Source organism: Variovorax atrisoli 110B (assembly GCF_000382045.1).
Lineage (GTDB): Bacteria > Pseudomonadota > Gammaproteobacteria > Burkholderiales > Burkholderiaceae_C > Variovorax > Variovorax atrisoli.
Genome location: NZ_KB907452.1, coordinates 79033 through 105601 on the forward strand (window position 1 = coordinate 79033; position 26569 = coordinate 105601).

A 26569-nucleotide genomic window follows, 5' to 3' on the forward strand; every position below is an offset into this window, starting at 1 on the left:
AATGGCGCCGTTTTTTCATGCCTTCTGCGGCGCCTTCCCGGGCAGGGGCAGCTCGGGCATCTCCAGGATCAGCTGCCCGAAGCGGCAAGCGCATTCGGTCTTGCCGTTCTCGCCCCAGATCAGCGAGAAATCGACGCTCGGCAAGGGCGGCAGCCCATAGCGGCCGTCGACGATCTTCATGCCGGGCTCGACGTCCTCGCGCGTGAGCACTGTCACCGCCAGCCCTGCGAGCACCGCCGCACGAATGCCGTGCTGGCTCGCCGAGGTGAAGACCACGTGCCAGTCGAGCGCCATCGCATCGAGCGCCTCGCTCGCCACCTCCCGGTTCACGCAGGGCTTCGGAAAGAAAGCGAGCGGCAGCGACGCGCCCGGCTTCGGCTCGAAGGATTCGGCCGCCGCCCACACCAGCTGCGTGCGGCGCAGGCGCGTGCCCTCCTCGCAGCCTGGCGGCGACATCACCACCGCCAGATCGAGCTCGCCCGCGCGGATCATGGCGCGGAAGTCGAGGTGCATGCTCACGCTGACTTCCATGCGCGTGGCGGGAAAGGAGCGCGCGAACTGCGACAGCAGCGGCGGCAGCCGCTCGCCCATGAAGGTGTCGGGCGCGCCGAAGCGCACCACGCCCGAGATCGATGAAGGCTGGAAGCGCCGGGTCATGGCGTCCAGCGTCTCGAGGATCTGCTGGGCGTAGCGCAGGAAGTCCTCGCCGTCCTCGGTCACCGTGAGACGCCGCGTCGTGCGATGCAGGAGCGGCCTGCCCACCTGTTCTTCGAGCCGGCGGATCTGATGGCTCACGGCCGATTGCGTCAGGTGCAACCGCTGGGCGGCGCGCGTGAAGCCGCCGGTTTCCTTGACGGCCAGGAAGGCGCGCAGCAGTGCAGGGTCGAAGTCCATGGCGGGGATAGATGACGAGTGTTAATGGGTCTCAGGAAATTAAATCATTTCCGTCATGAAGGAGCCTTACCCAGAATCGCCCGGACCTGTCGCCTTCAAGGACTTCCGAAAGCTTCCCATGCCCCTCTCCCCCACCGGCAAGAACCGCGTCGCACTGGCCGCGATCTGCCTCATCGCCCTGATGTTCGGCCTGGAGATCTCCAGCGTGCCGGTCATCCTCCCCACGCTCGAAAAGGCGCTGCACGGCGACTTCAGCGACATGCAGTGGATCATGAACGCCTACACCATCGCCTGCACCACGGTGCTGATGGCCGCCGGCACGCTGGCCGACCGCTACGGCCGCAGGCGCATCCTCGTGGTCAGCGTGGCGCTGTTCGGTGCGACCTCGCTGGCCTGCGGCCTCGCACAGAGCGCGCCTGTGCTGATCGCCGCGCGCTTCCTGCAGGGCCTCAGCGGCGGCGCGATGCTGATCTGCCAGCTCGCGGTGCTCTCGCACCAGTTCCAGCAGGGCAAGGAGCGCAGCCGGGCCTTCGCCACCTGGGGCGTGGTCTTCGGCATGGGCCTGGGCTTCGGGCCGATCATCGGCGGCGCGATCGTGGCGCTGTCGAGCTGGGAGTGGGTGTTCCTGGTCCACGTGCCGCTCGCGGCGGTGGCGCTGGCCCTGGTGCTCGGCAGCGTGGAGGAGTCGAGCGACCCCGACGCCAAACGGCTCGACCTGCCCGGCATCGTCACGCTGTCGCTCGCGGTGCTGGGGCTGACCTGCTTCATCACTCAGGGCCCAGGCCTGGGCTTCGCCAGCCCGCCGGCCATCGGCATCGCCGCCGCGTCGGCGGCGAGCTTCGCGCTCTTTCTCTGGGTGGAGAAGATCAACCCGCATCCGATGTTCGACTTCTCCGTCTTCAAGATCCGCGACTTCTCGGGCTCGATCATCGGCTCCATCGGCATGAACTTCAGCTTCTGGCCGTTCATGATCTACCTGCCGATCTTCTTCCAGGGCGCCCTGGGCTACGACGCCGTCGTGGCCGGCTCCGCCCTGCTGGCCTACACGCTGCCCACGCTGGTGCTGCCGCCGCTGGCCGAGCGGCTTTCGCTGCGCTATCGCCCGGGCGTGGTGATTCCGGCGGGCCTCTTCGTCATCGGACTGGGCTTCATGGCCATGCGCTACGGCAGCAGCATGGCGCACGCGAGCTGGATGACGATGCTGCCCGGCTGCCTCATCGCGGGCATCGGGCTGGGCCTGACCAACACCCCCGTCACCAACACCACCACCGGCTCGGTGCCGGGCGCGCGGGCGGGCATGGCCTCGGGCATGGACATGAGCGCGCGGCTGATCACGCTGGCCATCAACATCGCGCTGATGGGTTTCGTGCTGCTGGAGGGCGTTCATGCGCATCTGCGCGGAGCACTGTCGGCCTCGCTCGATGCGCCTCGGCTGCGCGCGCTGGCGGAAAGAGTTGCGGCGGGCAGCTTCACCTCGCTCGGCGAAGCCTTTCCAGCGCTCTCGCAGGCCGATCCGTCCGGCACGGCAGTGCACGCGGCACTGGTGCACGGCTTCGGGCTGGTGATGCTCTACGGCGGTATCGGCGTATGGCTGCTGGCTGGGGTCAGCTGGCTGGTCTTCGGCAGCGGCAGGAAGCCGTCGACGCGACCCGCACCGGAGTCCGGGAAGCCTGCCTGCCCCTGATGCGGGACGGAAAAAGGCAGGGCTCAGGAGTTCTCGACCTGCGCCGCGCGCTTCCAGGCGTCGGCCGCCTGCTCCGCGTCGTTGCGGTCTTCGGCGAGCTGGGCCAGGGCGAGCCAGGCGCGGCGATAGAGCTCCGTGTCCTGCAGGCCCATGCCGGCCTGCGTCAGCAGCTGCTGCGCCTTGCCCCAGAGCTGGCGCTTCATGCAGGCCATGCCCGCGAGGTACTGCAGATTGGCGTCGCGCGGGTTGCTGCGCTGCGCGCTCTCGATGCGCGCGAGCCACTCGGCGTCCACCGAATCGAGCCCCGCTTCGAGCGCGCGCGCCAGCTTGACGCGCAGCCCGTCGCCCAGCCCGCGCGGGTTGGCCACCATGCGCTCCCACGCCGGAAGCAGCCAGCCGCGTGCCAGCGCCAGATCGCCTCGCAGCGCGACCATGCGCTGGGCGGCGTGGATCGCCACCTCGGGCATCTCGCGCTCGCTGGCGTCGAGTTCGGTCCATGCGCGCAGCAGCTGCGCCGGGTCATGCGCGCCCGACAGCAGCTCGGTGGCGAGGCCGCGCACGATGCTCTGCGCGGCCGCTTCCGAGAAGGCGCGGTGCTTGGCCAGCAGGCGCGCGGTCTCGAGCGCCTCGAGCGTGCGGCGATCCTGGCGCGCGGCCTTCAGGCGCAGCCGCAGTGCGAGAGTGCGGCGCTGCGCGCCCTGCGGGAGTTCTTCGAGCCGCGCGAGTGCGGCCGCCGCGTCGCGGTCTTCGAGGGCCCAGCGCGCCGCGCGCAGCTGCACGCCTTCGCGCGTCTCGGGGCTGGCGAGCACGGTGCGGTCGGAGCTTTCGTTGAGAGCCTGCTGCAGGTGGGCGTCGCGCGCGGCCTTGTCCTGCAGCGCCTGCGCGCTTTCGGCCGCGAGCAGGTGCGAAAGCACACGGACCTGTTGCGCCTGCGGCAGGCTGGCGCCGAGCGCGGCCAGCGTCTTCTCCTGCGTGAGCGCGGCCTGCGCGGCCTTGCGTGCGCGAGAGAAGCGGCCGGAGATGAGCTGCACCATCGCATCGAGCAGGGCCGCGTGCAGCGTGCGCTCCTTCTGCTGCAGCCGCCACTGGCGCGCCTGCTTCGGCAGCGAGAACAGCGCCGCGAGCGCACGCAATGCCGCATGCAGCAGCACGAAGACCACCAGCAGGATCACGAGCACGAGGTTCAGCGAAAGATCGACGCGCCACGGCGGCCAGAACACGGTGATCGTGCCCTGGTTGTTGCCTGCGAAGAGAGCGACTGCCGCCGCGACGGCGAAGAGGGCGAGGAGCCAGATTGCTGCGCGCATGTCAGCGACCGCCGCCGGGCCGCGCCAGGGCGGGTCGCGCCGCCCCCTCGGGGGCTGGCGAATTGCACGGAGCGAAGCGAGTGAAAAGCCGGGGGGTCATTTGTTTCAGCGCCCTGCCGCGGCAGTGGCCAGGGCCGCCAGCGTGTCGTCGATGCGGACCGGCTCGGTCGTCTTCACCAGCGACTGCAACTGCTGCAGCAGCGTGGCGGCGGCCTGGGTGCGGCGCGATGCGGGGTCGAAATAGCGGTTGAGCGAAGCCGTCACCTGCGACAGCTCGCTGCGGGTGGCCTCCATCTGCCGCGACAGCAGCGACAGGCGCGCATTCAGCAGCTTCAGCTTCAGGTTCTCGCGCAGGAAGTACGACTGCTCGGGCGCCAGCAGGATCGCCTCGGGGGTCTGGATGCGGCCGACGCGCACCAGCGAGCGGGCCTCGCCCTGCACGCTGAGCAGCACGCGGCGCCACCACGGCGCATCGGCGGGAATGGGCTCGGGCTGCCACGCGTTGGTGCCGGTGCCGCGCACGGCCACCGCGTTGAGCGTGGGCAGGTCGTCGACGTTGCGCATCAGCTCGTCGAGCTTCTGCAGCGCCTCGGCACCGTCGCTGCTGGCGCTGCTGCGCAGGCGGTCGGCGTCGCGCTGCATGGCGCGCTGCAGGGGCGTGAGCCGGGGCTGCGCGGCGCGGGCGATGCGCGTGTCGCCGGCCTTCAGCGCGGCCAGCAGCGGCTCGACGCTGCCCGTGACCTGCGCCTGCTGCAGAGCGAGGCGCACGGCCGACTCGATGTCGACCACGAGGTTCTCGTCGCGCGAACGAGAAAGGCTCTGGATGAGCTCCTCGAGCTGCGAGCGCTGCAGCGCGACTTCGGCCACACGGGTCTCGACCAGCGCGACGCGCGCCGAAGCGTCGCGCACCGTGTCGCTGGCCTGGCGGGCCAGCGTGCGTGCCTCCATCGACTGCGCGATGGCGTCGGCACTCTGGCGCGCGAGCTGCTCCTTCATGCCGCCGACCTTCTGCCAGAGCGCGATGGCCATCAGCAGCGCAGCGAGCGCCACCAGGGCCACGAGGCCGAAGCCGATGCGGGAGAGAAGCAGAGCGCCCGCGGCCTGCGCGGCAGGTGTCTGATGCGGTGCCAGCGGGGCGGGCACCGGCGCCGTGGCAGCGGATGGGGAGGAAGGGAGATCGTCTGTGGGTGACGCGGCGCTCATGCCAAGGATTCTATCGACGCGACCAGCGCCTCCAGCAGCGGCGTGCATACACGCAACGTCCCGAAACCCGCGCCACGCGCGGCTTCGCCGATGCGTGCATGCGTGGCGACCGCGCTCGCGGCATGCCATTGCACACCGGGCATCGCGCGCTGCAGATTGCCGATCGCCTCGGAGCTGCTGAAGAGCCAGATCGCGCGGCCTTCGGCGCCGTCCATTGCGAGCCGGCGTTGTACGACGTCCAGCGAGGGCGGCAGCCTGCGATAGGCCACCACGGTGTCGCGATGGCCGCCGGCCGCATCGATCTCCCTGGCCAGCCAGTCGCGGCCGGCCGGACGGCCGGCCTCATCGCCGCCGCGCACGATCAGCACGCGAACGCCGCTCGATACCTGCGCGTGGACGCGTTCCCAGAGCGCCTCGGAATCGAAGCGCGTGGCCCCGGGCGGCGGCGCGTCGATGGATTCCGGCGGCACGCCCGCACGCCGCAGGGCGCGCGTGGTGCCGGGGCCGGTGGCCCAGAAACGGCGCCCTGCGAGCGAATCGGCGGGGCCCCTGTGCTGGAAGAAATGCTCGACCGCCGTGGCGCTCACGAACATGAGCGCGGCATAGTCCGAGAGCTGCCGCCATGCTGTGCGCAGCGGCTCGATGTCGGTCGCGGGTTCGATCACGATCAGCGGCAGGGCCACGGCATCGAGCCCCGCGCCGCGCAGATCGATCACCCACTGCGCGGCTTCGCGCGCCGGCCGCGTGACGATGACGGGACGGCCGGTCATACGACGACCACCGGTGTCAGTGGGCTCCGCCTGCACGCAGAAGTGCCGCGGCGTGCTCGCCGAGCGCCTCGGCCTGCGCGAAGTCGCCGGCCGCGGCCAGCGCATGCACCTTCACCAGCGCGGTGGTGCCTTCGGGGTCGCCCCAGGCGGCGTCAATGCGCAACGAGCCGTCGGCTTGCCAGCGAGCGTGCGCCGCCAGCGGCATGGAGCAGCTGCCGCCCATTGCGCGGCTCACGGCGCGCTCGGCGGCGGTCGAGAGCCAGTCGCCCCTGTGGGCCAGCGAGCCCAGCAGCTCGATGAGGTCCTTGCGGTCGGCGCGCACCTCGATGCCGAGCGCACCCTGCCCCGCGGCGGGCAGCATGGTGTCGGCATCGAAGGCCACGCGGATTCGGCCTTCGAGCCCCAGCCGCTTGAGCCCGGCCGCGGCCAGCACGATGGCGTCGTACTGACCTTCATCGAGCTTGCGCAGCCGGGTGTCGAGGTTGCCTCGCAGCGGTTCGATGCGCAGGTCGGGCCGCCGCGCGCGCAGCAGCGCCACGCGGCGCAGGCTGGAGGTGCCGACGACGGCGCCCTGCGGCAGCGCGTCGAGCGATTCGTAGCGAGAGGAGACGAGCGCGTCGCGCGGGTCTTCGCGCTCCAGCACGCAGGCCAGCACGAAGCCCTCGGGCAGGTCCATCGGCACGTCCTTCAGCGAATGGACGGCGATGTCGGCGCGCCCTTCTTCGAGGGCGAGTTCGAGTTCCTTCACGAAGAGCCCCTTGCCGCCCACCTTGCTGAGCGTGCGGTCGAGGATCTGGTCGCCGGTGGTCGTGAGGCCCAGCAGGCTGACGGTGTGGCCTCTTTCTTGCAAAAGCGCCTGCACATGTTCGGCTTGCCAGAGTGCCAGGCGGCTTTCGCGCGTGGCGATGACGATATTGCTCAAGACCAGCCTCAAAAGTACGTGTTCAAAACCGCGGGAATGCTAGCATGTTGCGCCGCAACAACGAAGACGGCACTCCATTCAAGAAGTCCAGGACAAACATCGAATGAAAGCCAGCAAGACACCTGCTCCGCCCAAGCGCCGCCAGGCCGAAGACCAGCCTCTGATCGAAGACATCCGGCTGTTGGGCCGGATCCTCGGCGACGTGATCCGGGAGCAGGAGGGAGAAGAGACATATGCACTGGTCGAGAAGATCCGCACTCTCTCCGTGGCTTTCCGCCGCGATGCGGACCAGGCGGCCGACCGGGCGCTGAAAAACCTGCTCAAGGGGCTGAGCGCCGCCGAGACGGTGCGCGTGATCCGCGCCTTCACCTACTTCAGCCACCTGGCCAATCTTGCCGAGGACCGCCACCAGATCCGCCGCCGCACCGAGACCGAGCGCGCCGGCGAGAGCGTCGAGGGCGACCTGCAGACCGCGCTCGCTCGCATCCGCAAGGCCGGCGTGAAGCCCGACGAGATCGTCGCCTCGCTGGCCCGCAGCTATGTCTCGCCGGTGCTCACCGCACACCCCACCGAAGTGCAGCGCAAGAGCATCCTCGATGCCGAACGCGCCATCGCGCAGCTGCTGACCGTGCGCGACGAGATCCGGCTGCGCCAGAGCGCCTACGCCTCGGGCAAGGACACGCTCACGCCGCTGGAGTTCGCCGAAAACGAAACGCAGATCCGCATCCGCGTCACGCAGATCTGGCAGACGCGCATCCTGCGCTTCTCCAAGCTCACGGTGGCCGACGAGATCGAGAACGCGCTGAGCTACTACGAAGCCACCTTCCTGCGCGAGATCCCGCGCGTGTACGCCGACCTCGAGAAGGCGCTGGCACATGGCGGCCAGGTGCCTTCGGTGGCGCCCTTCCTGCGCATGGGGCAGTGGATCGGCGGCGACCGCGACGGCAACCCGAACGTCACGGCCGAGACGCTCGAATACGCCCTGAGCCGCCAGTGCGAGCTGGCGCTGCGCTACTACCTCACCGAGGTGCACTACCTCGGCAGCGAGCTGTCGCTGTCGGCCACGCTGGTCGACGTGTCGGTGGAGATGCAGGCACTCGCCGAACGCTCGCCCGACACCAGCGAGCACCGCAAGGACGAGCCCTATCGCCGCGCGCTCACCGGCGTGTACGCGCGCCTGGCGGCCACGCTGCGCGAGCTCACCGGCGGCGAGGCCGCGCGACACGCCGTCGCGCCGCAGAACCCGTACAAGAGCGCGGAAGAATTCCTGGCCGACCTGCGCACGGTGGCCGAGTCGCTGGAGGAAAAGCACGGCAGCGTGCTGGCCGCGCCGCGCCTCTTGCCGCTGATCCGCGCGGTGGAAGTGTTCGGCTTCCACCTGGCCACGGTCGACCTGCGCCAGAGCTCCGACAAGCACGAGGCGGTGATCGCCGAGCTGCTGGCCACCGCGCGCATCGAGCCTTCGTATGCATCGCTGGCCGAAGAGGCCAAGCAGACGCTGCTGCTGAAGCTGCTCGACGACGCCCGCCCGCTGCGCGTGCCCGATGCCGACTACTCGCCGCTCGCGAAGAGCGAGCTGGCCATCTTCGCGGCCGCCCGTACCGCGCGCGCACGCTACGGCGCCGCCGCCATCCGCCACTACATCATCAGCCACACCGAGACGGTGAGCGACCTGCTCGAGGCCCTGCTGCTGCAGAAGGAAGCGGGCCTGCTGCGCGGCGCGATGGACGGCAAGGCCACCTGCGACCTGATCGTGGTGCCGCTGTTCGAGACCATCGAGGACCTGCGCAACGCCGCACCCATCGTGCGCGCCTTCTACGCGCTGCCGAACATCCAGGCGCTCATCGAGCGCTCGGGCGCCGAGCAGGACGTGATGCTGGGCTACTCCGACAGCAACAAGGACGGCGGCATCTTCACCAGCAACTGGGAGCTGTACCGCGCGGGCATCGCGCTGGTGTCGCTCTTCGACGAGCTGAACAGGAAGAAGACCAACCCGATTCGCCTGCGCATGTTCCACGGCCGCGGCGGCACGGTGGGCCGCGGCGGCGGCCCGAGCTACCAGGCCATCCTCGCGCAGCCGCCGGGCACGGTGCGCGGACAGATCCGCCTGACCGAGCAGGGCGAAGTCATCGGCTCGAAGTACGCCAACCGCGAGATCGGCCGGCGCAACCTCGAGACGCTGGTGGCCGCCACGCTGGAGGCCACGCTGCTGCCGCAGGGCAAGTCGGCGCCGGCCAATTTCCTCTCGGCCGCGAGCGAACTCTCGGCGGCGAGCATGGCCGCCTACCGCAAGCTGGTCTACGAGACGCCGGGCTTCGGCGACTACTTCTTCGGCTCCACGCCGATCCGCGAGATCGCCGAGCTCAACATCGGCTCGCGCCCCGCCTCGCGCAACCCGAGCCACAAGATCGACGACCTGCGCGCGGTGCCGTGGAGCTTCAGCTGGGGCCAGTGCCGCCTCACGATTCCGGGCTGGTTCGGTTTCGGCTCGGGCGTGGAGCAGTTCCTCGCCGCCGCAGGCAACGCGGCCGGGCGCAAGGAGCGCCAGGCGCTGCTGCAGCGCATGTACGCGCAGTGGCCCTTCTTCCGCACCCTGCTGTCGAACATGGACATGGTTCTCGCCAAGAGCGACCTCGCGCTGGCCTCGCGCTATGCCGAGCTGGTGACCGACCGCAAGCTGCGCCAGAAGGTGTTCTCGATGATCGAGGCCGAGTGGCACCGCACCTCCGACGCGCTCACGCTCATCACCGGCGCCAAGCAGCGGCTCGAAGGCAATGCCGAGATGCAGCGCTCGGTGCGCCACCGCTTCCCGTACATCGACCCGCTGCACCACCTGCAGGTGGAGCTGATGCGCCGCTACCGCGCGGGCGATGGCGGCGAGCGGCTGCAGCGCGGCATCCACATCTCGATCAACGGTGTGGCGGCGGGCCTGCGCAATACCGGCTGACGCGCCTGTGCGCGCACCGAACGAAGACGGGCCTGCGCGCCCGTCTTCGTTTTTTTGGCGGCGCATAGACTCACAGCCCCACCCACCCATCCATCCATCCATCGCGACCGAAAAAGGAAAAGCCATGAAGGGCTCCTGCCTGTGCGGCACCGTCCGCTACGAGGCCGCGCGCCTCGCCGGCCCCATCGTCCACTGCCATTGCCAGACCTGCCGCAAGGCGCACAGCGCCGCGTTCACCACCACCGCGCGCGTCGACCGCCCCGACTTCCGCTGGACCGCAGGCGAAGAAGCGATCGGCTCCTTCGAGTCGACGCCCGGCAAGCTGCGCCACTTCTGCACCCGCTGCGGCACGCACCTCGTGGCCGAGTGGGTGGGCAAGCCCCAGGTCATCCTGCGTCTGGGCTCGCTCGACGAAGACCCGGGCCAGCGCCCCGCCTCGCACATCTGGACATCGCACGAGGTGCCGTGGCTCGACCACGCGAGCGAAGTCCCGTCCTTCCCCGAAGCGCCGCCGGCCAAGGCATGAGCGCATGAGCACCAAGACAGGCTCTCGCCGCAGGCTCATCGTCGTCATCCTTCTTTGCGTTGCGGTGGCCGGCGCGGTGGTGCGGCACTACGCGGCACCGGGCTCCACCACGCGCGACATCGCGACGCTGCTGATGGTGCTGTGGGTGCCGATCATCGGCAACGTGATCGCATGGCTCATCGGCAAGTGGCCGCGCCGCAAGCCGCCGGCGGCACCGCCGGGCTTCGATGCGCTGGAGGCCTTCACGCCGGCCGCGCTCGCGGAGATCACTTTCCGCAAGCCCGCCCTGCCCTCGCAGGACACACCCATCGCACCGGGCGAATACCGCTGCGCGCTGGTGCTCGACAAGGAAGGCTTCTCGGCCCGCTGGATGGTGCCGGCGGGCGATGCGCTGCAGCGCGGCGCACCGGCCGCGCTCGAAGTCGAGTTCCTCTCGCCCGCCATCGCGCTGCCGCGCTTCCAGCCCGGTACGAACTTTCGCGTACTGATCGGCGATTCCTTCGTGGCCGACGGCCGCATATTGGAGCTGCGGCCGGTGCAAGACTAGGCCTTCCGGGCCGCCTCGCGGATGGCCTTGGCCATCAAAACAGCCCATTGTTCATCACCGGGAAACTGTCTGCTGCCGCGCGGCCCCTTTGTCGCGAAGGCGACGGCTCGCACACTCCATGCCTCTTCAACGGCATCGGTGCGCGCGCCGGCGCCGACGCTCCAAAGGACAACTCCCCATCATGATGAATTCACCCAGCAGCAACCCGTGCATCGACGAGCTCGGGGCGCCTGCGCAGCCCGTGCCGGCCTCGCGCTCCGCATGGCTCGCCGTCGGCTCCATCGCCGTCGGCACCTTCGCGATGGTCTCGACCGAGTTCATGCCCATCGGCCTTCTCACCGACATCGCGCGCGGCCTCAACGTGTCCGACGGCACGGCCGGCCTCATGGTCACCATGCCCGGCGTGCTGGCCGCGTTCGCGGGCCCGGCGCTCATCGTGGCTTCGGGCAAGCTCGATCGCCGCACCGTGCTGATCGCACTCACCACGCTGCTGATCGCGTCGAACCTGCTCGCGGCCTTCGCCCCCAACTTCGCCACCATGCTGGTGGCCCGCCTGCTGCTCGGCCTGTGCGTGGGCGGCTTCTGGACCTTCGCGCCCGCCGCCGCAACGCAGCTGGTCCCGCACGCCTCGCAGGCGCGCGCGATGTCGATCGTGCTGGCCGGCGTGTCGGCCGCCACGGTGCTCGGCGTGCCCGCGGGCTCCTTCCTCGGCACGCAGTTCGGCTGGCGCGCATCGTTCGCGGTGACGGGCGCGCTCGCCGCCGCGGTGCTGCTGGTGCAGCTGTGGCTGCTGCCCGCCATTCCGCCGGTGCGTGCCATCGGCGCACGCGACCTGCTCACGCCGCTCACGCGCCGCATGGCGCAGGTGGGTCTGCTCGCGGTGCTGTTCTTCATCGCCGGCCACTTCGCGGCCTACACCTACCTGAAGCCGCTGCTGCAGCAGGTGTTCGGCCTCGCGCCCAACTCGGTGTCGACGCTGCTGCTGGTCTATGGCGCAGTGGGCTTCATCGGCACCTTCCTCGGCGGCAGCCTGGTGGCGCGCAGCGTGCGTGCCACCACCCTGCTGGCGGCGCTGATGCTCGCCACCGCGCTGCTGCTGACGACGGTGATCGGCTCGGGCTTCGTGCCGGGCGCAGTGGTGGTCGTGATCTGGGGCGTGGCCTTCGGCCTGATCCCGGTGGCGCTCACCGGCTGGATGATGGAAGCGGTGCCCGACGCGCCCGAGGCCGGCCAGGCCCTTCTGGTGAGCGGTTTCCAGGTGGCGATCGCCTCCGGCGCGCTGATCGGCGGCGTGACGGTCGACAACTTCGGCATCTCCAGCGCGATGGTGCTCAGCGGCGTGCTGGTGCTGATCGCGGCGCTGATCGTCGGCACGCTGGGACGCGCGCGCGGCGGCGCTTCGCTGGCCGCCATTCCCGAATAAGCGCAAGCAGCAGCTTCGCGATCAGTGGCGGCCGGGCTTTCCGGCCGCCACGATCGCATCCAGCACCACGCGCAACGCCTTGCTGACAGGCTTGTCGCGCCGCACCACGATCGCCAGCGCGCGGTGCATGCGCGGGTTCAGCCGGCTGGCCTTCAGCTCCGGGTGCGCGCCACGGCCCGTCATCGCCATGCCGGGCACGATGGCGTAGCCCAGCCCCGCGGCCACCATCTCCTTCATAGCCTCCACGCTGCCCAGCTCCATCACCGGCCGAGGCTGCAGGCCCTCGGCGGCGAACCAGCGGTCGACCAGCTTGCGCGTGTTGGCCGCGGGCTCGAAAAGCACCAGCGGCAGGCAGGCCAGGTCGCGCGGCGAGACTCTCGCCTTCAGCGGTGCGAGGTCATGCCGGCCGATGGCGACGAATTCGTCGTCGAGCACGGGCATCACCGCCAGCGAGCGCCCGGCCGCGGGCAGCGTGACCAGCGCGAGGTCGAGGCTGTTCTCTTCCACCTTGCGCGCCTGGTCCTCGGTATTGCCGGTGCTGACCACCACGCCCAGTTCGGGAAAGCGCTCGCGCAGCCCGCGCAGCACGGCAGGCAGGAAGTGCAGGCAGGCCGTCGCGCCCGTGCCCAGCCGCACGCGGCCCGCAACGCCGCTGGCGTGGTCGGCGAGCGCGTCGATGGCGTTTTCCACCGCGGTCTCGATGTTCTGTGCGTGGCGCAGCAGCTCCATGCCTGCAGGCGTGGCCTGCGCGCGCTTGCCCACGCGCTCCACCAGGCGCACCGCCAGCCGGCGTTCGAGCTGGCGGATCTGCAGGCTCACGGCCGGCTGCGAAAGGCCCAGCCTGTCTGCCGCGGCCGAGAAGCTGCCGGTTTCGATGACGAGCGCGAAGGACCGGAGCTGGTCGAGGTTGAGCGATTTATCCAAAGTTTTTCTCATGCCCTGCATAGGCAGACGAAGCTTCACTTATCGATGGCGCATCGTCAAGATCGGGGCCATGTCATCGCCATCCCCTGCTCCGCTTGCTTCCGCCACGGTCGAGATCCTCGACGCCACGCCGCATCACATGGCGGCCGTGCAGTCCATCTACAGCCACTACGTGCTGCACGACCTGTGCTCCTTCGAGGAAGAAGTGCCGTCCGTCGAGCAGATGCAGCAGCGCCGCGCCGACGTGATCGCGCGCGGCATGCCCTACCTCGTGGCACTGCTCGACGGCGAAGTCGCCGGCTATGCCTACGCCACCGCCTACCGCGCCCGCTCGGCCTACCGGCACTCGGTGGAAGACTCGGTCTACGTCGCGCAGGGCATGCACGGCCACGGCATCGGCAAGGCGCTGCTGCGCGAGGTGATCCGGCGCTGCACCGACTCCGGCTTCACGCAGATGGTCGCCTGCGTGGGCAACAGCGCCAACACGGGCTCGCTGCGGCTGCACGAAAGCCTGGGCTTCGTGCAGGTCGGCGTGCTGCGCAACATCGGCTTCAAGTTCGGCCGCTGGGTCGACACGGTGCTGATGCAGCGCGCCCTGCGCTGAGGCCCGCCGTCATGTCGGGCGACACTGCCGGCCCAGCGCGCGGCTGGCTGGCAATGCTGTGCGCGAGCCGGCTGCTGCAGTCGATGATCGTCACCGCCTACTCGGGCGTGCTGCCGTTCGCGATGGCCGATTGGCACATGACGGCCGCCCAGGCCGGCTCGATCCAGAGCGCCTGGCACGTGGGCTACATGAGCTCGCTGTTCGCGGTGGGCCTGCTGGCCGATCGCTACGGGCCGCAGCGCATCTTCCTCGCGGGCAGCGCAGTGAGCGCGGGGGCTGCGCTCGCCTTCGCACTCTTCGCACGCGACCATCTCTCGGCGATGCTGCTCTACGGCCTGGCCGGGCTGTGCGCGGGCGCCTCGTACACGCCAGGGCTGCAGCTGCTGGCGCACAACACCGAGCCCGCCGTGCGCGGACGCGCGATGGGGCTCTTCATCGGATCGTCGTCGATGGGCTATGCGCTGTCGCTCGCGGTGGTGGCGACGTTCAGCCATCTGCAGCACTGGCGGCTGGGGCTGCTGGCGGCGGCGGCCTGCACCGTGGCGGGCGCGCTGCTCACGGCGCAGGCACTGCGCCGCATGCGGCCGCCATCGCCACGAGCGCCTGGCGCGGTCCGCGAAAGCACCCTGCACGCCCTGGCTGCCACGGTGCGCGACAAGCCAGCGATGGCCGGCAACTGGGCCTACGCCTTCCATTGCTGGGAGCTCATGGCGCTCTGGGCATGGCTGCCGGCGTACCTGGTCGCGTCTTCGGGCACGGCATCGTCGTGGCAGGGTGCCGGCATCGCGCTGGCGGCACTGGCGCACCTGGTGAGCGTGTTCGGCAGCATCGCGGGCGGTGCCGCTTCCGACAGGCTGGGCCGCGCGCGGGTGATGATGATCGCCACCCTCGCAAGCCTGTGCATGTCCTTCGCCTTCGGCTGGATGTGGAGCTGGCCGCTGTGGCTGCTGGCGGCGGCTGCCGCGGTCTACAACCTGCTGGCCATTGCCGACTCGTCTGTCTACTCGACTGCGCTGGCCGACGTGGTGGCGCCGCACCGGCTGGGCGTGGCGTTCTCGGTGCGCTCTGTGATGGGCTTCGGCGCCGGTGCGATCAGCCCATGGGTGTTCGGACTCGCGCTCGATTGGGGGCAGGCCAGCTTCGGCACCGGCAGCACGCACGCCTGGGTCGCCGCATGGAGTTCGGCCGGTCTGGGCGCGCTGCTAGGCCCGCTGATGATCGCTCGCTTCGCCCGGCTGCATCGCGCGCACGTCGCTGTCCGATAAGGCAAGGGCCTTTTCCTCTGGGTTTTAAAATAAAACCGAACGGCGGTGCTGCCCGAGCCCGCCCTCGTTTCGGGAAGAAACCCATGGCTCAACGAAAAAGCCTCAAGGCCGACGCGTGCCCGATGGCACGCGCGCTCGACATCGTGGGCGACCAGTGGTCGCTGCTCGTGATCCGCGACGCCTTCGACGGCATGAAGCGCTTCGGCGAATTCCAGCAGAGCCTGGGCGTCGCCAAGAACATCCTGTCGGACCGGCTGAAGAACCTGGTGCAGGAAGGCGTGCTCGAACTCGTGCCCGCCTCCGACGGATCGGCCTACCAGGAATACGTGCTCACCGCCAAGGGCAAGGGCCTCTTCCCCGTGGTGGTCGGCCTGCGGCACTGGGGCGAGGCGCACCTTTACGCCAAGGGCGAGCCGCATTCGGTGCTGGTCGAGCGCGACAGCGGCAAGCCGGTGCCGAAGATCGAGCTGCGTGCGCGCGACGGCAAGCCGCTCGATCCGGACGCGACCTTCGTGAAGAAACTTCCCGCCACCGCCAGGGTGGCGCGCTGACCGGCAGCTTCCTTCCCGGTCAACCGCCTATCGGGTACTCCACCGCCACGCGGATCTGGCGCGTGGGAAGTTCGGCCTGCGCCTTGTTGTTGCGGTGCTCGCCATAGCGCAGCAGCAGGGCCAGCCCCTTGGCCCGGCCCTCGCGGACCGTGTAGCGCAGCCAGAGGTCACGCTCCCAGTGCTCGCCGCCGCGGCCATAGCCCAGCCATGCATAGCCTCCGCGTGCGGGCACGCGGCTGCCGTCGATGCCGCTGCCGCGGATGTAGGCCGCGCCCAGGCTCAGGCCCGGCGCGCCCCATTGCGCGGCGTCGACCTCGTAGCGCAGTTGCCATGACTGCTCGTGCGGCGCGTTGAAGTCCGAAAGCTGTGCCGCGTTGCCGAGCCAGATGGCGCCGCGCGTCACGTAGTCGAACGGCGTGTCGCCGGCCACCTTCTGCCAGCCCAGGCCGATGCGATGAGGCCCGTGCGCGTAGGTGGTCATCAGGCTCGAAGTCGTGTTGTCGACCCGACCCGCCAGTGCACGGCCCGTGTCCTTGCTGCGATAGACCTGCAGGTCGAAGGACAGCGTGCTCGCGCTGCCGCCGTCCTGCAACGGCACCGTGTAGAAAGCCCCGAGGTAGCTCGTGCGCCAGGTGTCCTTCAGCCGCCCCACATAGCCGCTGATCGCGAGGGAGGGAATGCCTTTCCAGGTGGCGCCGGCAAAGTCGAAGGCGTCGCCGCGCGGTGATTTCGGATCGAGGTAGTTCACGATCAGCGGGTTGCCGGTACTCCGCGCACTCCGGTCGGTCGAGCCGGTGAACCGGCCGGCCTGCAGCGTGAGCTTGTCGAACTCGTTGCTGGTGACGAGCCAGCCGCGCATGGTCTCGGGCAGCAGGCGCGTGTCGGACGAACTGAAGATCGGCGTCTTCACCCGCTGCTCGCCCACTTTCAGCACCGTGGAAGAAACGCGCGCCTTCAGCGCGATGCCGCCGCGCGCGATGCCGTCCTGCGCGTAGCCGGCACTGTCCACCGGCAGCATGCGGATCTTGCCGACGCGGTAGTCGTCGCCGGAGAGATTGCGTGCGAGCGAGACATGCGCGTCGGCGCCGAAACCTATCCAGCCGGGCGTGAAACCGGATTCGACGGTGCCGATGAGCCCGTAGCCCCATTCCTGCGCGTAGTCGCTGCGCCGGGTCTTCGGCAGCACTGCATTGCGGCCGCCGTTGCTCGTCGCGCCGTCCAGATAGTTGCGGCGCTCGTAGACGGTGCGGTTCAGCAGGCTCCAGCGAGTGTCCTCGACGAAGCCACCGGCGGCTTCGCGGGGCGTGCCTTCCGCTCCGGAGGCGGTACCGGCCAGTGCGATCAGCACGGCACCGCAGCATTTGCCGATCTGCGGGAGACGCTTACGACCGTATTGGACGGACATCGACGGGACTGCAGGTTGCGTCGGATGCATTCGGATCATGCGTGCCCCCTCTTCATTCGGGCGCATGCGCGAGCCGGAAGGACAGCGTGGCCAGGTGCTCCACCTTGTCGGTGGCGACCTGGTCCTCCGCGGGCGCATCGAGCTTCGCGGCGATCACGTTGAGCCCCTGGTTGCGCACCGGGACCGTCACGGTGCCATCGGCCGCCGTCAGCAGCGCCTTGCCGTCCGGATCGTTGACGAAGTCGGCCAGCACAGGCACGTTCGCGACCGGCTTGCCGCGATGGAGCACACGCACTCGAAGCGGCTGGCCCAGCGTCGAGGGCAGCGCGGCGTCGACGGGCACGATCTGCAGCGTATGCCCAGGCAGGGCCGCGAGCGGCCGGTCCAGCGGCGTGCGCCTGAGATGCACCGCGTACTTGAAGTTATGGCCGCTGACCACGGCGCCCGGCACTTCGTTCTTGGGCTTCTTCAACCACTGGCCTTCGGCCGACCTGGTCCAGATGCCGTTGTCCAGCACGGCTGCGACGACGGCCGGCTGCTCGCGCAGGTCGACCAGCGCAAGCTTGCCGACCGGCTCGAGCGCGGTGGGCACCGCGCGGCCCGCCACGTCGTAGCCCGCCATCGACGTGATCAGCGGCAGGCGCTTGGCGGCATCGAGGTCGTCACCGCCCTCGCCGTAGATCAGCGCCAGATCGCCCGAGCGCTGGGCGAACCAGATGCCGTGGGCATGTGCCGCGGCCGAAACGCCCCACAGCAGGGAGGCGACCGCCACGCAGCGCAGTGAAAGCATCGACAGGGAATTGCAGGAAAGCATCGCCATGGCCCTCACAGGTACTTGAGCCAGGCGATGTCTCGGCGCCGCGCCTTCAGGGCCGCGAATGCACGCACCGCCGGATACAGCGCGAAGGCGAGCACGACCGAGGCCAGCCACACCATCCACATCGCGCTGAAGCCGAAGAACTTGCCCTGGTTGAGCCCCCAGACCGCCTCGCCGCCGAGGTAGAGGAACTTGAGCACGTACAGGTGCAGCACGTAGAAGAACATCGGCGCCGCGCCATACACCGCCAGCGGTACGAGCCATGCCGCGCCCTGCCTGCGCTCGAAGGCACGCAGCAGCAGCAGGCCCACGCCCATGGTCAGCGCGATGAACAGCAGCGACGGCGGGTACTTCGTGATGTTCAGGAAGGCCATCAGCGTGGTGACGGCGCTGCTGCCGGCCGCCCAGGGCTTGTCTCCGTAGACGTCGAGCGCACGCAGCAGCACGAAACCGGCCAGCAGCCCCAGGCCCCACACCAACAGCAGACGCTGCCGCCGCACCGCATCGGCACCGGCCATGAACCATGGGCCGGCCGCATAGCCCATCGCAATGAGGCCGATCCAGGGCAGCAGCGGGTATGAAGTGCGCAGCTTCAGCGCGTCGGACACCTCGATCCAGCCCCGGTCATGCAGCACGGCCCATGGCACGTGCAGCACGTGTCCCACCGGAAAGTGCACGCCATCGAGCAGGTTGTGACCCGCCACCAGCACCACACCCAGCATCACGAGCGCCTTGCGGGGCAGCCAGACCAGAGCGGCGAGCGAGAGCATCGAGAGTCCGATCACCCAGATCACCTGCAGGAACACCTTGGCGGGCGGGAACTGGAAGGTCCAGGCGAAGTTGATGAGCGTGACTTCGAGCACGACGAGGAAAAGGCCGCGCTTCCAGAGAAAGGAGGACGTGGCCGCACGGCCGTCCGCATGCTTCGCACCGTAGAGGAAGGCCGAGAGGCCCGTGAGGAAGACGAAGACCGGCGCGCAGAGATGGGCCAGCAGGCGGCTGAAGAAAAGCTCCGGCGGCGTCTGGTCCACCACCATCGGGTCGGGTACCTGGTGATGCAGGTAGAAGGTCTCGCGCACGTGGTCAAGCAGCATGAACAGGATCACGAGGCCGCGAAGCGCGTCGATGGAAAGCAGCCTGCCGCGTGCGTCGGCATGCGGCGGCAAAGGAATGCTCAGAGGTTCGGACATACGGTTATTGGGAATCGAATCCCAATATCGTATCGACCGAAAAGACACCCTTTGTTAATGTCCTTGCCGACCGAAGCCCATGCCCGGAACCGGCCGCGAGGGCTACTCGCCCAGCAGCTCCCCGATGGGCTGCAGGTCTTCCACGCGGTCGCAGATCGACTTGATCACCATCGTGATCGGAATGCCCAGCAGCAGGCCCCAGATGCCCCAGAGCCAGCCCCAGAAGATCACGCCCACGAACACCGCCACCGGGTTCATGCGGCTGGTGCGGCTGGTGAGCCAGGGCATCAGCAGGTTGCCCACGATGGTGTGGATGCCCAGCGACATGCCAGCCACCACCACGCCCATCTGCAGGCTGTTGAACTGCAGGAAGGCCACCAGCCCCGCGGCGGCGAGCACGATCACCGAGCCGATGTAGGGAATGAGGTTGGTGACGGCCGCGATGATCCCCCACACGGCCGCGTTCTCCATGCCGATGGCCCAGAAGCCGAGGCCCGTGGCCACGCCGACGATCGCGCTCACCAGGATCTGCACCAGCAGGTAGCGCTCGATGTTGCGCGTGATGTCGTCCAGCACGTGCACCGTGACCTTCTTCTTCTGCAGGCTGGAGCCGGTGATCTTGATGAGCTTTCGCCTGAAGGTGTCGCCCGAGCACAGTGCGAAGTAGGTGAGGAAGGCCACCAGCGTGAGCTGCCCCATCGCGCTGAGCAGCCCGACGGTGCCGCTGACCAGGTAGTCGCGCACGTTGAAGCCCGGCCGCTCGATGATGACGCGCGCCACGCCCTTTCGTGACGCGACGCGGGCGGAGTTCTCCTCGGCCGCCTTCTCGAGCTGCGCCGCCGCCTGCTGCACGTTGTCCAGCGGCGTGGCGCTCGCGCCACGGTCGCGGCGCATGGCCTGGCCCAGCTTCTGCGCGGCCACCGGCAGCGAGTCGAGCAGCTGCGTGGCGCTGCCCGAGAGCGAATAGCCGGTCCAGCCCAGTCCGCCGAAGAGGCCCATGAGGATCAGCCCCGCGCCGATCCAGCGCGGCAGCTTCCAGCGGTGCAGCAGCTCGACCAGCGGCGACAGCGCATAGGTCAGCAGCAGGCTCAGCATCAGCGGGATGAAGACGGCCTGCCCCCACTGCAGCGCGAACACGCTGGCCAGCACCGCGAGCACCACCAGCGAGGCGCTGCGCACGTCGACGGGCATGTGCAGCAGCAGGCGCTCGCGCTGCGGGGCGGGCGGCGGCGGTTCCGGCCTGGATTCCGGTTCCGGCTCAGGGGGGAGCGGCGCGGTGGCCGCCGGCTGCGGCGGCTCGCCGGCCGGCTCGGTCGGCGGCTGCTGCGCCTGCGCGGGGGCTGGCACGGGCTCGCCGGTGCTCATCGCGTTTCCTTCAGCACTTCGCGCACGGCCGCGAGCTGCCGGCGCGACACGGCCACGGGCTCGGGAACCGAGTCCAGCCGCAAGGCCCAGCCCTCGGCATCCTCGCCGTCGTCGTACTTCTCGAGCGCGCGGATGGCCGAGCGAGCCACCAGCGCGTTGCGGTGCACGCGCAGGAAGCGGTGCGGATAGCGCTCCTCGAACTCGTTGAGCGAGCCGTCGAGGATGTGGCTGCGCGTGGCGGTGCGCACCGTGAGGTACTTGTATTCGGACTTGAGGTAGAGCACTTCCGACAGCGGCACCCGCTCGGCGCGGCCCCGGTCCTGGATCAGCACCGTCTCCGGCGCTGCCTGGGCCTGCAGCGCGCGGCGCTCCTTCAGGAAGCGCTCGGCCTTCTGCAGCGCCTGCTGCAGCCTCTCGGCGCGCACGGGCTTGGTGAGGTAGTCGACGGCATCCAGGTCGAAGGCGGTCACCGCATGCGATGCGTGCGCCGTCACGAACACCACGGCCGGCGCGTCGGCGCGGCTGCGCAGCGTGCGCGCCACCTCGATGCCGTCGACGCCGGGCATGTGAACGTCGAGCAGCACCAGGTCGAGCGCCAGCGTGCCGAGCTGCTGCAGCGCCTCGGCGCCCTGCGAGGCTTCGGCCACCACTTCGGCGGCGGGAGATGTGCAGTCGCGCAGCAGGGTGCGCATGCGCGAGCGCGCCAGGGCTTCGTCGTCGACGATGAGTGTCTTGAGAGTCGTCATGATGATTCGGCGGGTATGGCGATGCGCACCCGGTAGCTTTTCTGGTCCATGCCGGCGCTGAACTGCATCTGCATGTCGTGCAGCAGCCGCAGACGGTCGCGCACGTTGGCCAGCGCGATGCCGTGGCCGCGCGGCAGCGGCTCGTCGGCCCAGCGCAGCGGCGGAAGGCTGTTGACCACCTCGATCACCACCATGTTGCCGCGCCGCTCGGTGCGGATGCGCAGCTTGGCGCCTTCGGGGCTGGGCTCCACGCCGTGCTTGATGGCGTTCTCCACCAGCGGCTGCAGCAGCAGCGGCGGCAGGCGCGCGTTGCTGGCGGCGGCGTCCAGGTCCCAGCGGATGCGCAGGCGGTCGCCGAAGCGCACCTGCTCGATGGCCAGGTAGCGCTCGGCCAGCGCGATCTCGTCGGCCAGCGTGCCCGACTCGCCCGGGTCGGCCAGCGCCTGGCGGAACAGCTCTGCCAGATCTTCGAGCATGGTCTCGGCCTTGGCCGGCTCCTCGCGCACCAGCGCGATGGCGCTGTTGAGGGTGTTGAAGAGAAAGTGCGGGCGGATGCGCGACTGCAGCTCCTCCAGCCGCGCCGTGGTGGCGGCCGGCGTCTGGCCCCGGGCGCGCAGCACCATCGCCGCCATCACGAGCCCCGCGAACAGGGCGCCCGTGAGCGCACTCGCCAGCCATGGCGCATTCGAAAGCGCTCCCGTCAGGCGCAGCAGGCCGCAGCCGTACAGCGCCGAAAGCGCCCCGAGCAGCGCGCCGGCCGTGTACTGCCAGTGCTTCGGCAGCCGCCGCAGCGGCTTCTTGAGGCCGCAGGCGCTCACAAGCCAGAGCAGCGTGGCGGGCAGCGCCCCGCCGGTGATGGTGGCGGTCTGCACCAGCCATTCGCCGGGCGTGGACACCACGAACAGCGCGGCGATGGCCACCACCGCCTCGACGAACACCACCGTGCGCAGCACCACCCCGATCTGGCAGGCGTCGAAGATCGACGGCCCGCCGCGCGCGGGGGACGCGGCCGCGCGCGCCCGGTCCGACGACGGCGGGGGCGTGGGTGAGGTGCTGGCCGATAAAATCGCCGGGTTGCGCATCGCAGACATCAGATCCATCGGGTAACCAACCCATTATTGCCTCCAGGACGGCTCCCATGACCCAAAACCAACTCGACAAGAAATCCGAAGCCTGGTCGGCCCTTTTCTCCGAACCGATGAGCGACCTCGTGAAGCGCTACACCTCCAGCGTCTTCTTCGACAAGCGCCTCTGGCAGGCCGACATCCAGGGCTCGCTGGCACATGCCGGCATGCTGGCAGCTCAGGGCATCATCAGCGTGCAGGACCACGCCGCCATCGAACGCGGGATGGCGCAGATCCGTTCCGAGATCGAATCCGGCGCCTTCGAGTGGAAGCTCGACCTGGAAGACGTGCACCTGAACATCGAGGCCCGCCTGACCCAGCTGGTCGGCGACGCCGGCAAGCGCCTGCACACCGGCCGCAGCCGCAACGACCAGGTCGCCACCGACGTGCGCCTGTGGCTGCGCGGCGAGATCGACCTGATCGGCGACCTGCTGGTCGAGCTGCAGAAGGCGCTGGTGGACATCGCCGAGAAGAACGTCGACGTGATCCTGCCGGGCTTCACCCACCTGCAGGTGGCGCAGCCGGTGAGCTTCGGCCATCACATGCTGGCCTACGTCGAGATGTTCAGCCGCGACGCGGAGCGCATGAGCGAGGTCCGCAAGCGCGTCAACCGCCTGCCCCTGGGCGCCGCCGCGCTGGCCGGCACCAGCTATCCGCTCGACCGCGAACTGGTCGCCAGGACCCTGGGCATGGACGGCGTCTGCCAGAACAGCCTGGACGCGGTGAGCGACCGCGACTTCGCCATCGAGTTCACCTCCGCCGCCAGCCTGTGCATGGTGCACGTGAGCCGCATGAGCGAGGAACTCATCCTGTGGATGAGCCAGAACTTCGGTTTCATCAAGATCGCCGACCGCTTCACCACCGGCTCGTCGATCATGCCGCAGAAGAAGAACCCCGACGTGCCCGAGCTGGCCCGCGGCAAGACGGGCCGCGTGGTCGGCCACCTGATGGCGCTCATCACGCTCATGAAGGGCCAGCCGCTGGCCTACAACAAGGACAACCAGGAAGACAAGGAGCCGCTGTTCGACACGGTCGACACGCTCAAGGACACCCTGCGCATCTTCGCCGAGATGATCGGCGGCATCACCGTGAAGCCCGAGGCCATGGAAGCCGCCACGCTGCGCGGCTACGCCACCGCCACCGACCTGGCCGACTACCTCGTGAAGAAGGGCCTGCCCTTCCGCGACGCGCACGAGACCGTGGCCCACGCCGTGAAGGCGGCCACCTCGCACCAGGTCGACCTGGCCGAGCTGCCGCTGGCCGTGCTGCAGCAGTTCAACCCGAGCATCGAGAAGGACGTGTACGACGTGCTGAGCCTGCGCGGCTCGCTGAACGCGCGCAACATCCTGGGCGGCACGGCGCCGGCGCAGGTGAAGGCGCAGGTCGCCCGCCACCGCGCCCGCCTCGGCTAGAAATGTCGGCCCTCCGGCCTTTCACTCCGCCTTCCATGGGGAAGGCGCGGCCCGCCTCGGTGCGGCCTGGCGGCGGCCGCCCGTAAGCGGCCGATCCGAAAGCCGGAAAGCGCCCCGTGTTCTACGCCATCCCGCTCGAGAACAAGCCGAGCTGGCGCAATCCGCCATGGATGACGCTGCTGCTGATCCTCGTGAACATGATCGTGTTCTGGGGACCGCAGCGCAGCGAGGAGAAGGGGCAGGAGCGCGCCGCAGCCTACTACGTGAAGAGCGCGCTGCCCCAGCTGGAGCTGCCGGCCTTCGTCGAATGGCTCGAGAAGACCGACCCCAAGCGCGGCAAGGTCGCGCGCCGCATGCTGCGGCACGAGGAGGCCTATCCGCAGCTTCTCGAAGGCCTGCAGAACGACCGCAAGTTCCTGCAGAAGCTGCGCGCCGACGAGGTCATCAAGCCCGACAACCCGCAGTACGGCGAGTGGAAGCGCGCCCGCCATCAGTACGAGTCGATGCTGCCCGCGCCCTTCACCGAACGCTGGGCGCAGAGCTACGCGACGGATGCCGAATTCAGGCCCTGGACCTGGATCACCAACGCCTTCCTGCACGCCAGCACCGGCCACCTGCTGGGCAACATGCTGTTCCTGTTCCTCTTCGGCTTCTCGGTGGAGCTGGCGCTGGGGCGCGGCACCTACCTGGCGTTCTACCTGCTGGGCGCGGTCGGCGCGTCGGTGCTGGCCGGCTGGGCCTACGCGGGCGGCACCTACGGGCTGGGCGCCTCGGGCGCGGTCTCGGCGCTGATGGGCATGTACGCGGTGATGTACCGCCTGCGGCGCATCCGCTTCTTCTACCAGCTGTTCTTCTATTTCAACTACGTCACCGCGCCGGCCCTGCTGCTGTTGCCGGCCTGGATCGCCAACGAGCTGATGCAGCACTGGCTGGGCGGCCAGGGCATCGCCTACATGGCCCACCTCGGCGGCCTGCTGACGGGTGCTGCACTGATGTGCGGCGCCATGCTGCTGGGCCGGGTGAAGACGCCGGAGACCGTCAAATCGGAGATGGTGCGCGACGACGACCGCTTCGACGAGCACGTGGCCGCGGCCCGCAGGTTCGGCTCGGCGATGAAGTTCGACCGCGCCTGCGCCGAATGGCGCGCCGCCGCCGCGTTGCGCCCCAACGACGCCGAGACGCTGCGCGCCTGGTTCAACACCGCGCGCCTGCAGCCCGCGAGCGACGACTTCCACCACGCCGCGCGCCGCATCTTCCGCCTGCCCGCCACCGACGACCACACCCTGTCGCTGCAGCACGCGAGCTTCCAGGCCTACCTCGACCAGGCCCGCCCCGGCGTGCGGCTCAAGCCTGAGGACATGGCCCGCCTCGCCCGGCGCTTCTCCCGCATCCGCCAGTTCGAGGACGCCGACCGCCTCTGCCGCATCCTGCTGAGGACGGCGCCCGACCACCCCGAACTGGCCGACACGCTCTCGACCTGCGCCAACGGCCTGCTGCACGCCGGCCTGCGCGACAAGGCGATGGGCCTGCTGCCGCATCTGCTGCGGCTCGCGCCCAACGACATGGTGACGCGGGCGCTGCAGAACGCCTGAGGGCGCCTGCCGCTATGCCGTCTGCGCCGGCGGCGCCGCCGGCCGCAGCAGCCAGCGCACTTCCTGAGTCTGCTCGCTGTCGGGGTAGCGCGCTTCCATCGTCGTCAGGATGGGCTGCGCCATGTCGGAACGGCCCAGCCCCTGCACCAGCGCGCGTGCCGCGAGTTCGTAGGCCTGCGGAATGGCCTCGTTGCCGCGGAAGCGCTTGTCGAAGCCCGACAGCAGCGCCAGCGTGGCGTGGGCGTCGCCGTTGCGCCATTCGGCGCGGGCCATGGCGATGACCATGGCCGGGTCGTCGAGCGCGAAGGCCTTGTCGCGCTCCTTGCAGGCCTTGAACACCTTCAGCGCCTCCGAGGCCAGGTCGCGCCGCATCAGCAACGGGATGAAGCGCCGCGCGTGGTCGAGCATGGTGTCCTTCTTCTCGGGCATCAGCGCCAGCACGCGGTGGTAGCGGCGCTGCGCCGCGAGGTCGTTGGAGTCGGCGGTGCGCTGTGCCTCGTAGGCCGTGCCCAGCGCGGCCGCGAGGTCGCCGTCGGTGATGAGCTGCGCCACTTCCGCGTCCGTGCGCTGCGCGGCGATCTGCGCGGGCGTACGGCGGTCGACGGGCGCGCCGTCGGGCAGCTCGCTGCCCGGCACCGCGTCGAAGCCGAAGGCGTCGTGGTGCTGGAACATCACGTAGCCCAGCAGGCTCGCCATGACCCAGCCGAAGTAGATGAAGGCGAAATTGACGATCGGCAGCACGATGCGCCCGTCGAACATCGGCAGCACCATCGCCAGCGCCACCTGCGCGCCGGTGCTCAGCAGGAACAGGAAGAAGCACAGCAGCGCATAGGGCCAGCCGATGATGCGCATCGCATCCATCACGTTGGCGGGGTTCATCGCCTGGAAGAAGCTGCCCGACTGCACCAGCACGATCACCGCCGCCGGGAAGGTGAAGGACATCACGAACAGCCCCACCGTGCCCAGGATGGGCGCATACCAGGCGAGCCAGCCGATCAGGAATGCCTGCACCAGCGAGATGGCGAAGAGCTTCCAGGGCAGGTAGGTCCATTCGTCGCTCGACTCGCGGCCGAAGTCGGCGGAGTCGCGGATGCCGCGCGCGCCCAGCGCGATGATCTTGAAGCCGTAGCGGCTGGCGGCCAGCATGATGCCGACCTCGATCACGAAGAGGGCCAGCGCCTGCGGCAGGAAGAAGACGGCGTCGAACAGCAGGCTGCAGAACGACAGCAGCAGGCCGTAGGCCAGCGGCCGCATCTGGAACGGAAAGGCGAAGAAGCTGTTGAGCCGGTGCCAGAACGGCGGTGGCGGCGGCAGCGCATCCTTGACGACGATCATGGCGACCTCCCTTTTC

The 26569-nt window shown here is 69.5% G+C and carries 23 protein-coding genes; 10 read left to right on the plus strand and 13 right to left on the minus strand.

Going from position 1 to position 26569, the window contains the following annotated elements; genetic code table 11:
* Window positions 1-15: 15 nt before the first annotated feature.
* Window positions 16-894, minus strand: a complete 879-nt coding sequence (locus tag G369_RS0111430) for a LysR family transcriptional regulator (protein ID WP_019654134.1) — start codon at window positions 892-894, stop codon at window positions 16-18.
* 118 nt (window positions 895-1012) lie between these two features.
* Between G369_RS0111430 and G369_RS35725 the strand changes: the two genes are divergently transcribed.
* Window positions 1013-2578, plus strand: coding sequence for an MFS transporter (locus G369_RS35725; protein ID WP_019654135.1), 1566 nt, complete (start codon window positions 1013-1015; stop codon window positions 2576-2578).
* A 23-nt stretch (window positions 2579-2601) separates the two neighbouring features.
* Here G369_RS35725 and G369_RS0111440 read toward each other — a convergent pair whose 3' ends face one another.
* From G369_RS0111440 to hemC, 4 genes are all read right to left on the minus strand, one after another.
* A complete protein-coding gene (locus G369_RS0111440) occupies window positions 2602-3885 on the minus strand; it encodes a heme biosynthesis protein HemY (RefSeq protein WP_019654136.1) in 1284 nt (427 codons plus the stop codon).
* Between the two features lie 105 nt (window positions 3886-3990).
* Window positions 3991-5088, minus strand: a complete 1098-nt coding sequence (locus tag G369_RS0111445) for a uroporphyrinogen-III C-methyltransferase (RefSeq protein ID WP_019654137.1) — start codon at window positions 5086-5088, stop codon at window positions 3991-3993.
* Window positions 5085-5858 carry a uroporphyrinogen-III synthase gene (locus G369_RS0111450; protein ID WP_019654138.1) on the minus strand — a complete coding sequence of 258 codons (774 nt, stop codon included), beginning with the start codon at window positions 5856-5858 and terminating at the stop codon, window positions 5085-5087. The genes G369_RS0111445 and G369_RS0111450 overlap by 4 nt, the downstream gene beginning before the upstream one ends.
* Before the next feature lie 16 nt (window positions 5859-5874).
* A complete protein-coding gene (gene hemC / locus G369_RS0111455) occupies window positions 5875-6780 on the minus strand; it encodes a hydroxymethylbilane synthase (protein WP_019654139.1) in 906 nt (301 codons plus the stop codon).
* Between the two features lie 103 nt (window positions 6781-6883).
* Between hemC and ppc the strand changes: the two genes are divergently transcribed.
* The 4 genes from ppc to G369_RS0111475 all read left to right on the plus strand — a co-directional run bounded on the left by ppc (window position 6884) and on the right by G369_RS0111475 (window position 12223).
* The gene (ppc, locus tag G369_RS0111460; RefSeq protein WP_019654140.1) at window positions 6884-9727 is read left to right on the plus strand and encodes a phosphoenolpyruvate carboxylase; all 2844 of its coding nucleotides are present in this window, start codon (window positions 6884-6886) and stop codon (window positions 9725-9727) included.
* Window positions 9728-9851: 124 nt separating this feature from the next.
* The gene (locus tag G369_RS0111465; RefSeq protein WP_019654141.1) at window positions 9852-10253 is read left to right on the plus strand and encodes a GFA family protein; all 402 of its coding nucleotides are present in this window, start codon (window positions 9852-9854) and stop codon (window positions 10251-10253) included.
* A 4-nt stretch (window positions 10254-10257) separates the two neighbouring features.
* Window positions 10258-10800, plus strand: a complete 543-nt coding sequence (locus G369_RS0111470; protein WP_019654142.1) for a hypothetical protein — start codon at window positions 10258-10260, stop codon at window positions 10798-10800.
* A 181-nt stretch (window positions 10801-10981) separates the two neighbouring features.
* On the plus strand, window positions 10982-12223 hold the full coding sequence (locus tag G369_RS0111475) for an MFS transporter (protein WP_019654143.1): 1242 nt from the start codon (window positions 10982-10984) through the stop codon (window positions 12221-12223).
* Between the two features lie 21 nt (window positions 12224-12244).
* Here the strand turns inward: G369_RS0111475 and G369_RS0111480 are convergent, their stop codons facing one another.
* Entirely contained in the window at window positions 12245-13168 is a 924-nt protein-coding gene (locus tag G369_RS0111480; protein ID WP_019654144.1) for a LysR family transcriptional regulator, read from the minus strand.
* A 49-nt stretch (window positions 13169-13217) separates the two neighbouring features.
* Between G369_RS0111480 and G369_RS0111485 the strand changes: the two genes are divergently transcribed.
* The 3 genes from G369_RS0111485 (at window position 13218) to G369_RS0111495 (ending at window position 15567) form a co-directional block, all read left to right on the plus strand.
* The gene (locus G369_RS0111485) at window positions 13218-13751 is read left to right on the plus strand and encodes a GNAT family N-acetyltransferase (protein ID WP_019654145.1); all 534 of its coding nucleotides are present in this window, start codon (window positions 13218-13220) and stop codon (window positions 13749-13751) included.
* An 11-nt stretch (window positions 13752-13762) separates the two neighbouring features.
* Window positions 13763-15016, plus strand: a complete 1254-nt coding sequence (locus tag G369_RS0111490; RefSeq protein ID WP_019654146.1) for an MFS transporter — start codon at window positions 13763-13765, stop codon at window positions 15014-15016.
* 83 nt (window positions 15017-15099) lie between these two features.
* Complete coding sequence (locus G369_RS0111495) at window positions 15100-15567, plus strand: winged helix-turn-helix transcriptional regulator (protein WP_019654147.1); 468 nt, start codon at window positions 15100-15102, stop codon at window positions 15565-15567.
* A 19-nt stretch (window positions 15568-15586) separates the two neighbouring features.
* On the opposite strand, the gene G369_RS0111500 is transcribed toward G369_RS0111495, so the two are convergent.
* The 6 genes from G369_RS0111500 to G369_RS0111525 form a co-directional block, all read right to left on the minus strand.
* Window positions 15587-16972, minus strand: a complete 1386-nt coding sequence (locus G369_RS0111500; RefSeq protein WP_051127571.1) for an OprD family outer membrane porin — start codon at window positions 16970-16972, stop codon at window positions 15587-15589.
* 52 nt (window positions 16973-17024) lie between these two features.
* Window positions 17025-17792, minus strand: a complete 768-nt coding sequence (locus G369_RS0111505) for a DUF4198 domain-containing protein (RefSeq protein WP_019654149.1) — start codon at window positions 17790-17792, stop codon at window positions 17025-17027.
* A 5-nt stretch (window positions 17793-17797) separates the two neighbouring features.
* Complete coding sequence (locus G369_RS0111510; RefSeq protein ID WP_020723043.1) at window positions 17798-18979, minus strand: acetyltransferase domain-containing protein; 1182 nt, start codon at window positions 18977-18979, stop codon at window positions 17798-17800.
* A gap of 102 nt (window positions 18980-19081) precedes the next feature.
* The gene (locus G369_RS0111515) at window positions 19082-20344 is read right to left on the minus strand and encodes an AI-2E family transporter (protein WP_019654151.1); all 1263 of its coding nucleotides are present in this window, start codon (window positions 20342-20344) and stop codon (window positions 19082-19084) included.
* A complete protein-coding gene (locus tag G369_RS0111520; RefSeq protein ID WP_019654152.1) occupies window positions 20341-21090 on the minus strand; it encodes a LytR/AlgR family response regulator transcription factor in 750 nt (249 codons plus the stop codon). The genes G369_RS0111515 and G369_RS0111520 overlap by 4 nt, the downstream gene beginning before the upstream one ends.
* The gene (locus tag G369_RS0111525; RefSeq protein WP_026346331.1) at window positions 21087-22172 is read right to left on the minus strand and encodes a sensor histidine kinase; all 1086 of its coding nucleotides are present in this window, start codon (window positions 22170-22172) and stop codon (window positions 21087-21089) included. Before G369_RS0111525 ends, G369_RS0111520 begins: the two co-directional genes overlap by 4 nt.
* Window positions 22173-22228: 56 nt before the next feature.
* Here G369_RS0111525 and argH point away from each other — a divergent pair, with 56 nt between their 5' ends.
* Both argH and G369_RS0111535 read left to right on the plus strand, forming a co-directional pair.
* Window positions 22229-23626, plus strand: a complete 1398-nt coding sequence (gene argH, locus G369_RS0111530) for an argininosuccinate lyase (RefSeq protein ID WP_019654153.1) — start codon at window positions 22229-22231, stop codon at window positions 23624-23626.
* Between the two features lie 116 nt (window positions 23627-23742).
* On the plus strand, window positions 23743-25218 hold the full coding sequence (locus G369_RS0111535) for a rhomboid family intramembrane serine protease (protein ID WP_019654154.1): 1476 nt from the start codon (window positions 23743-23745) through the stop codon (window positions 25216-25218).
* A 12-nt stretch (window positions 25219-25230) separates the two neighbouring features.
* Here the strand turns inward: G369_RS0111535 and G369_RS0111540 are convergent, their stop codons facing one another.
* The gene (locus tag G369_RS0111540) at window positions 25231-26553 is read right to left on the minus strand and encodes a hypothetical protein (protein ID WP_019654155.1); all 1323 of its coding nucleotides are present in this window, start codon (window positions 26551-26553) and stop codon (window positions 25231-25233) included.
* Window positions 26554-26569: the final 16 nt, after the last annotated feature.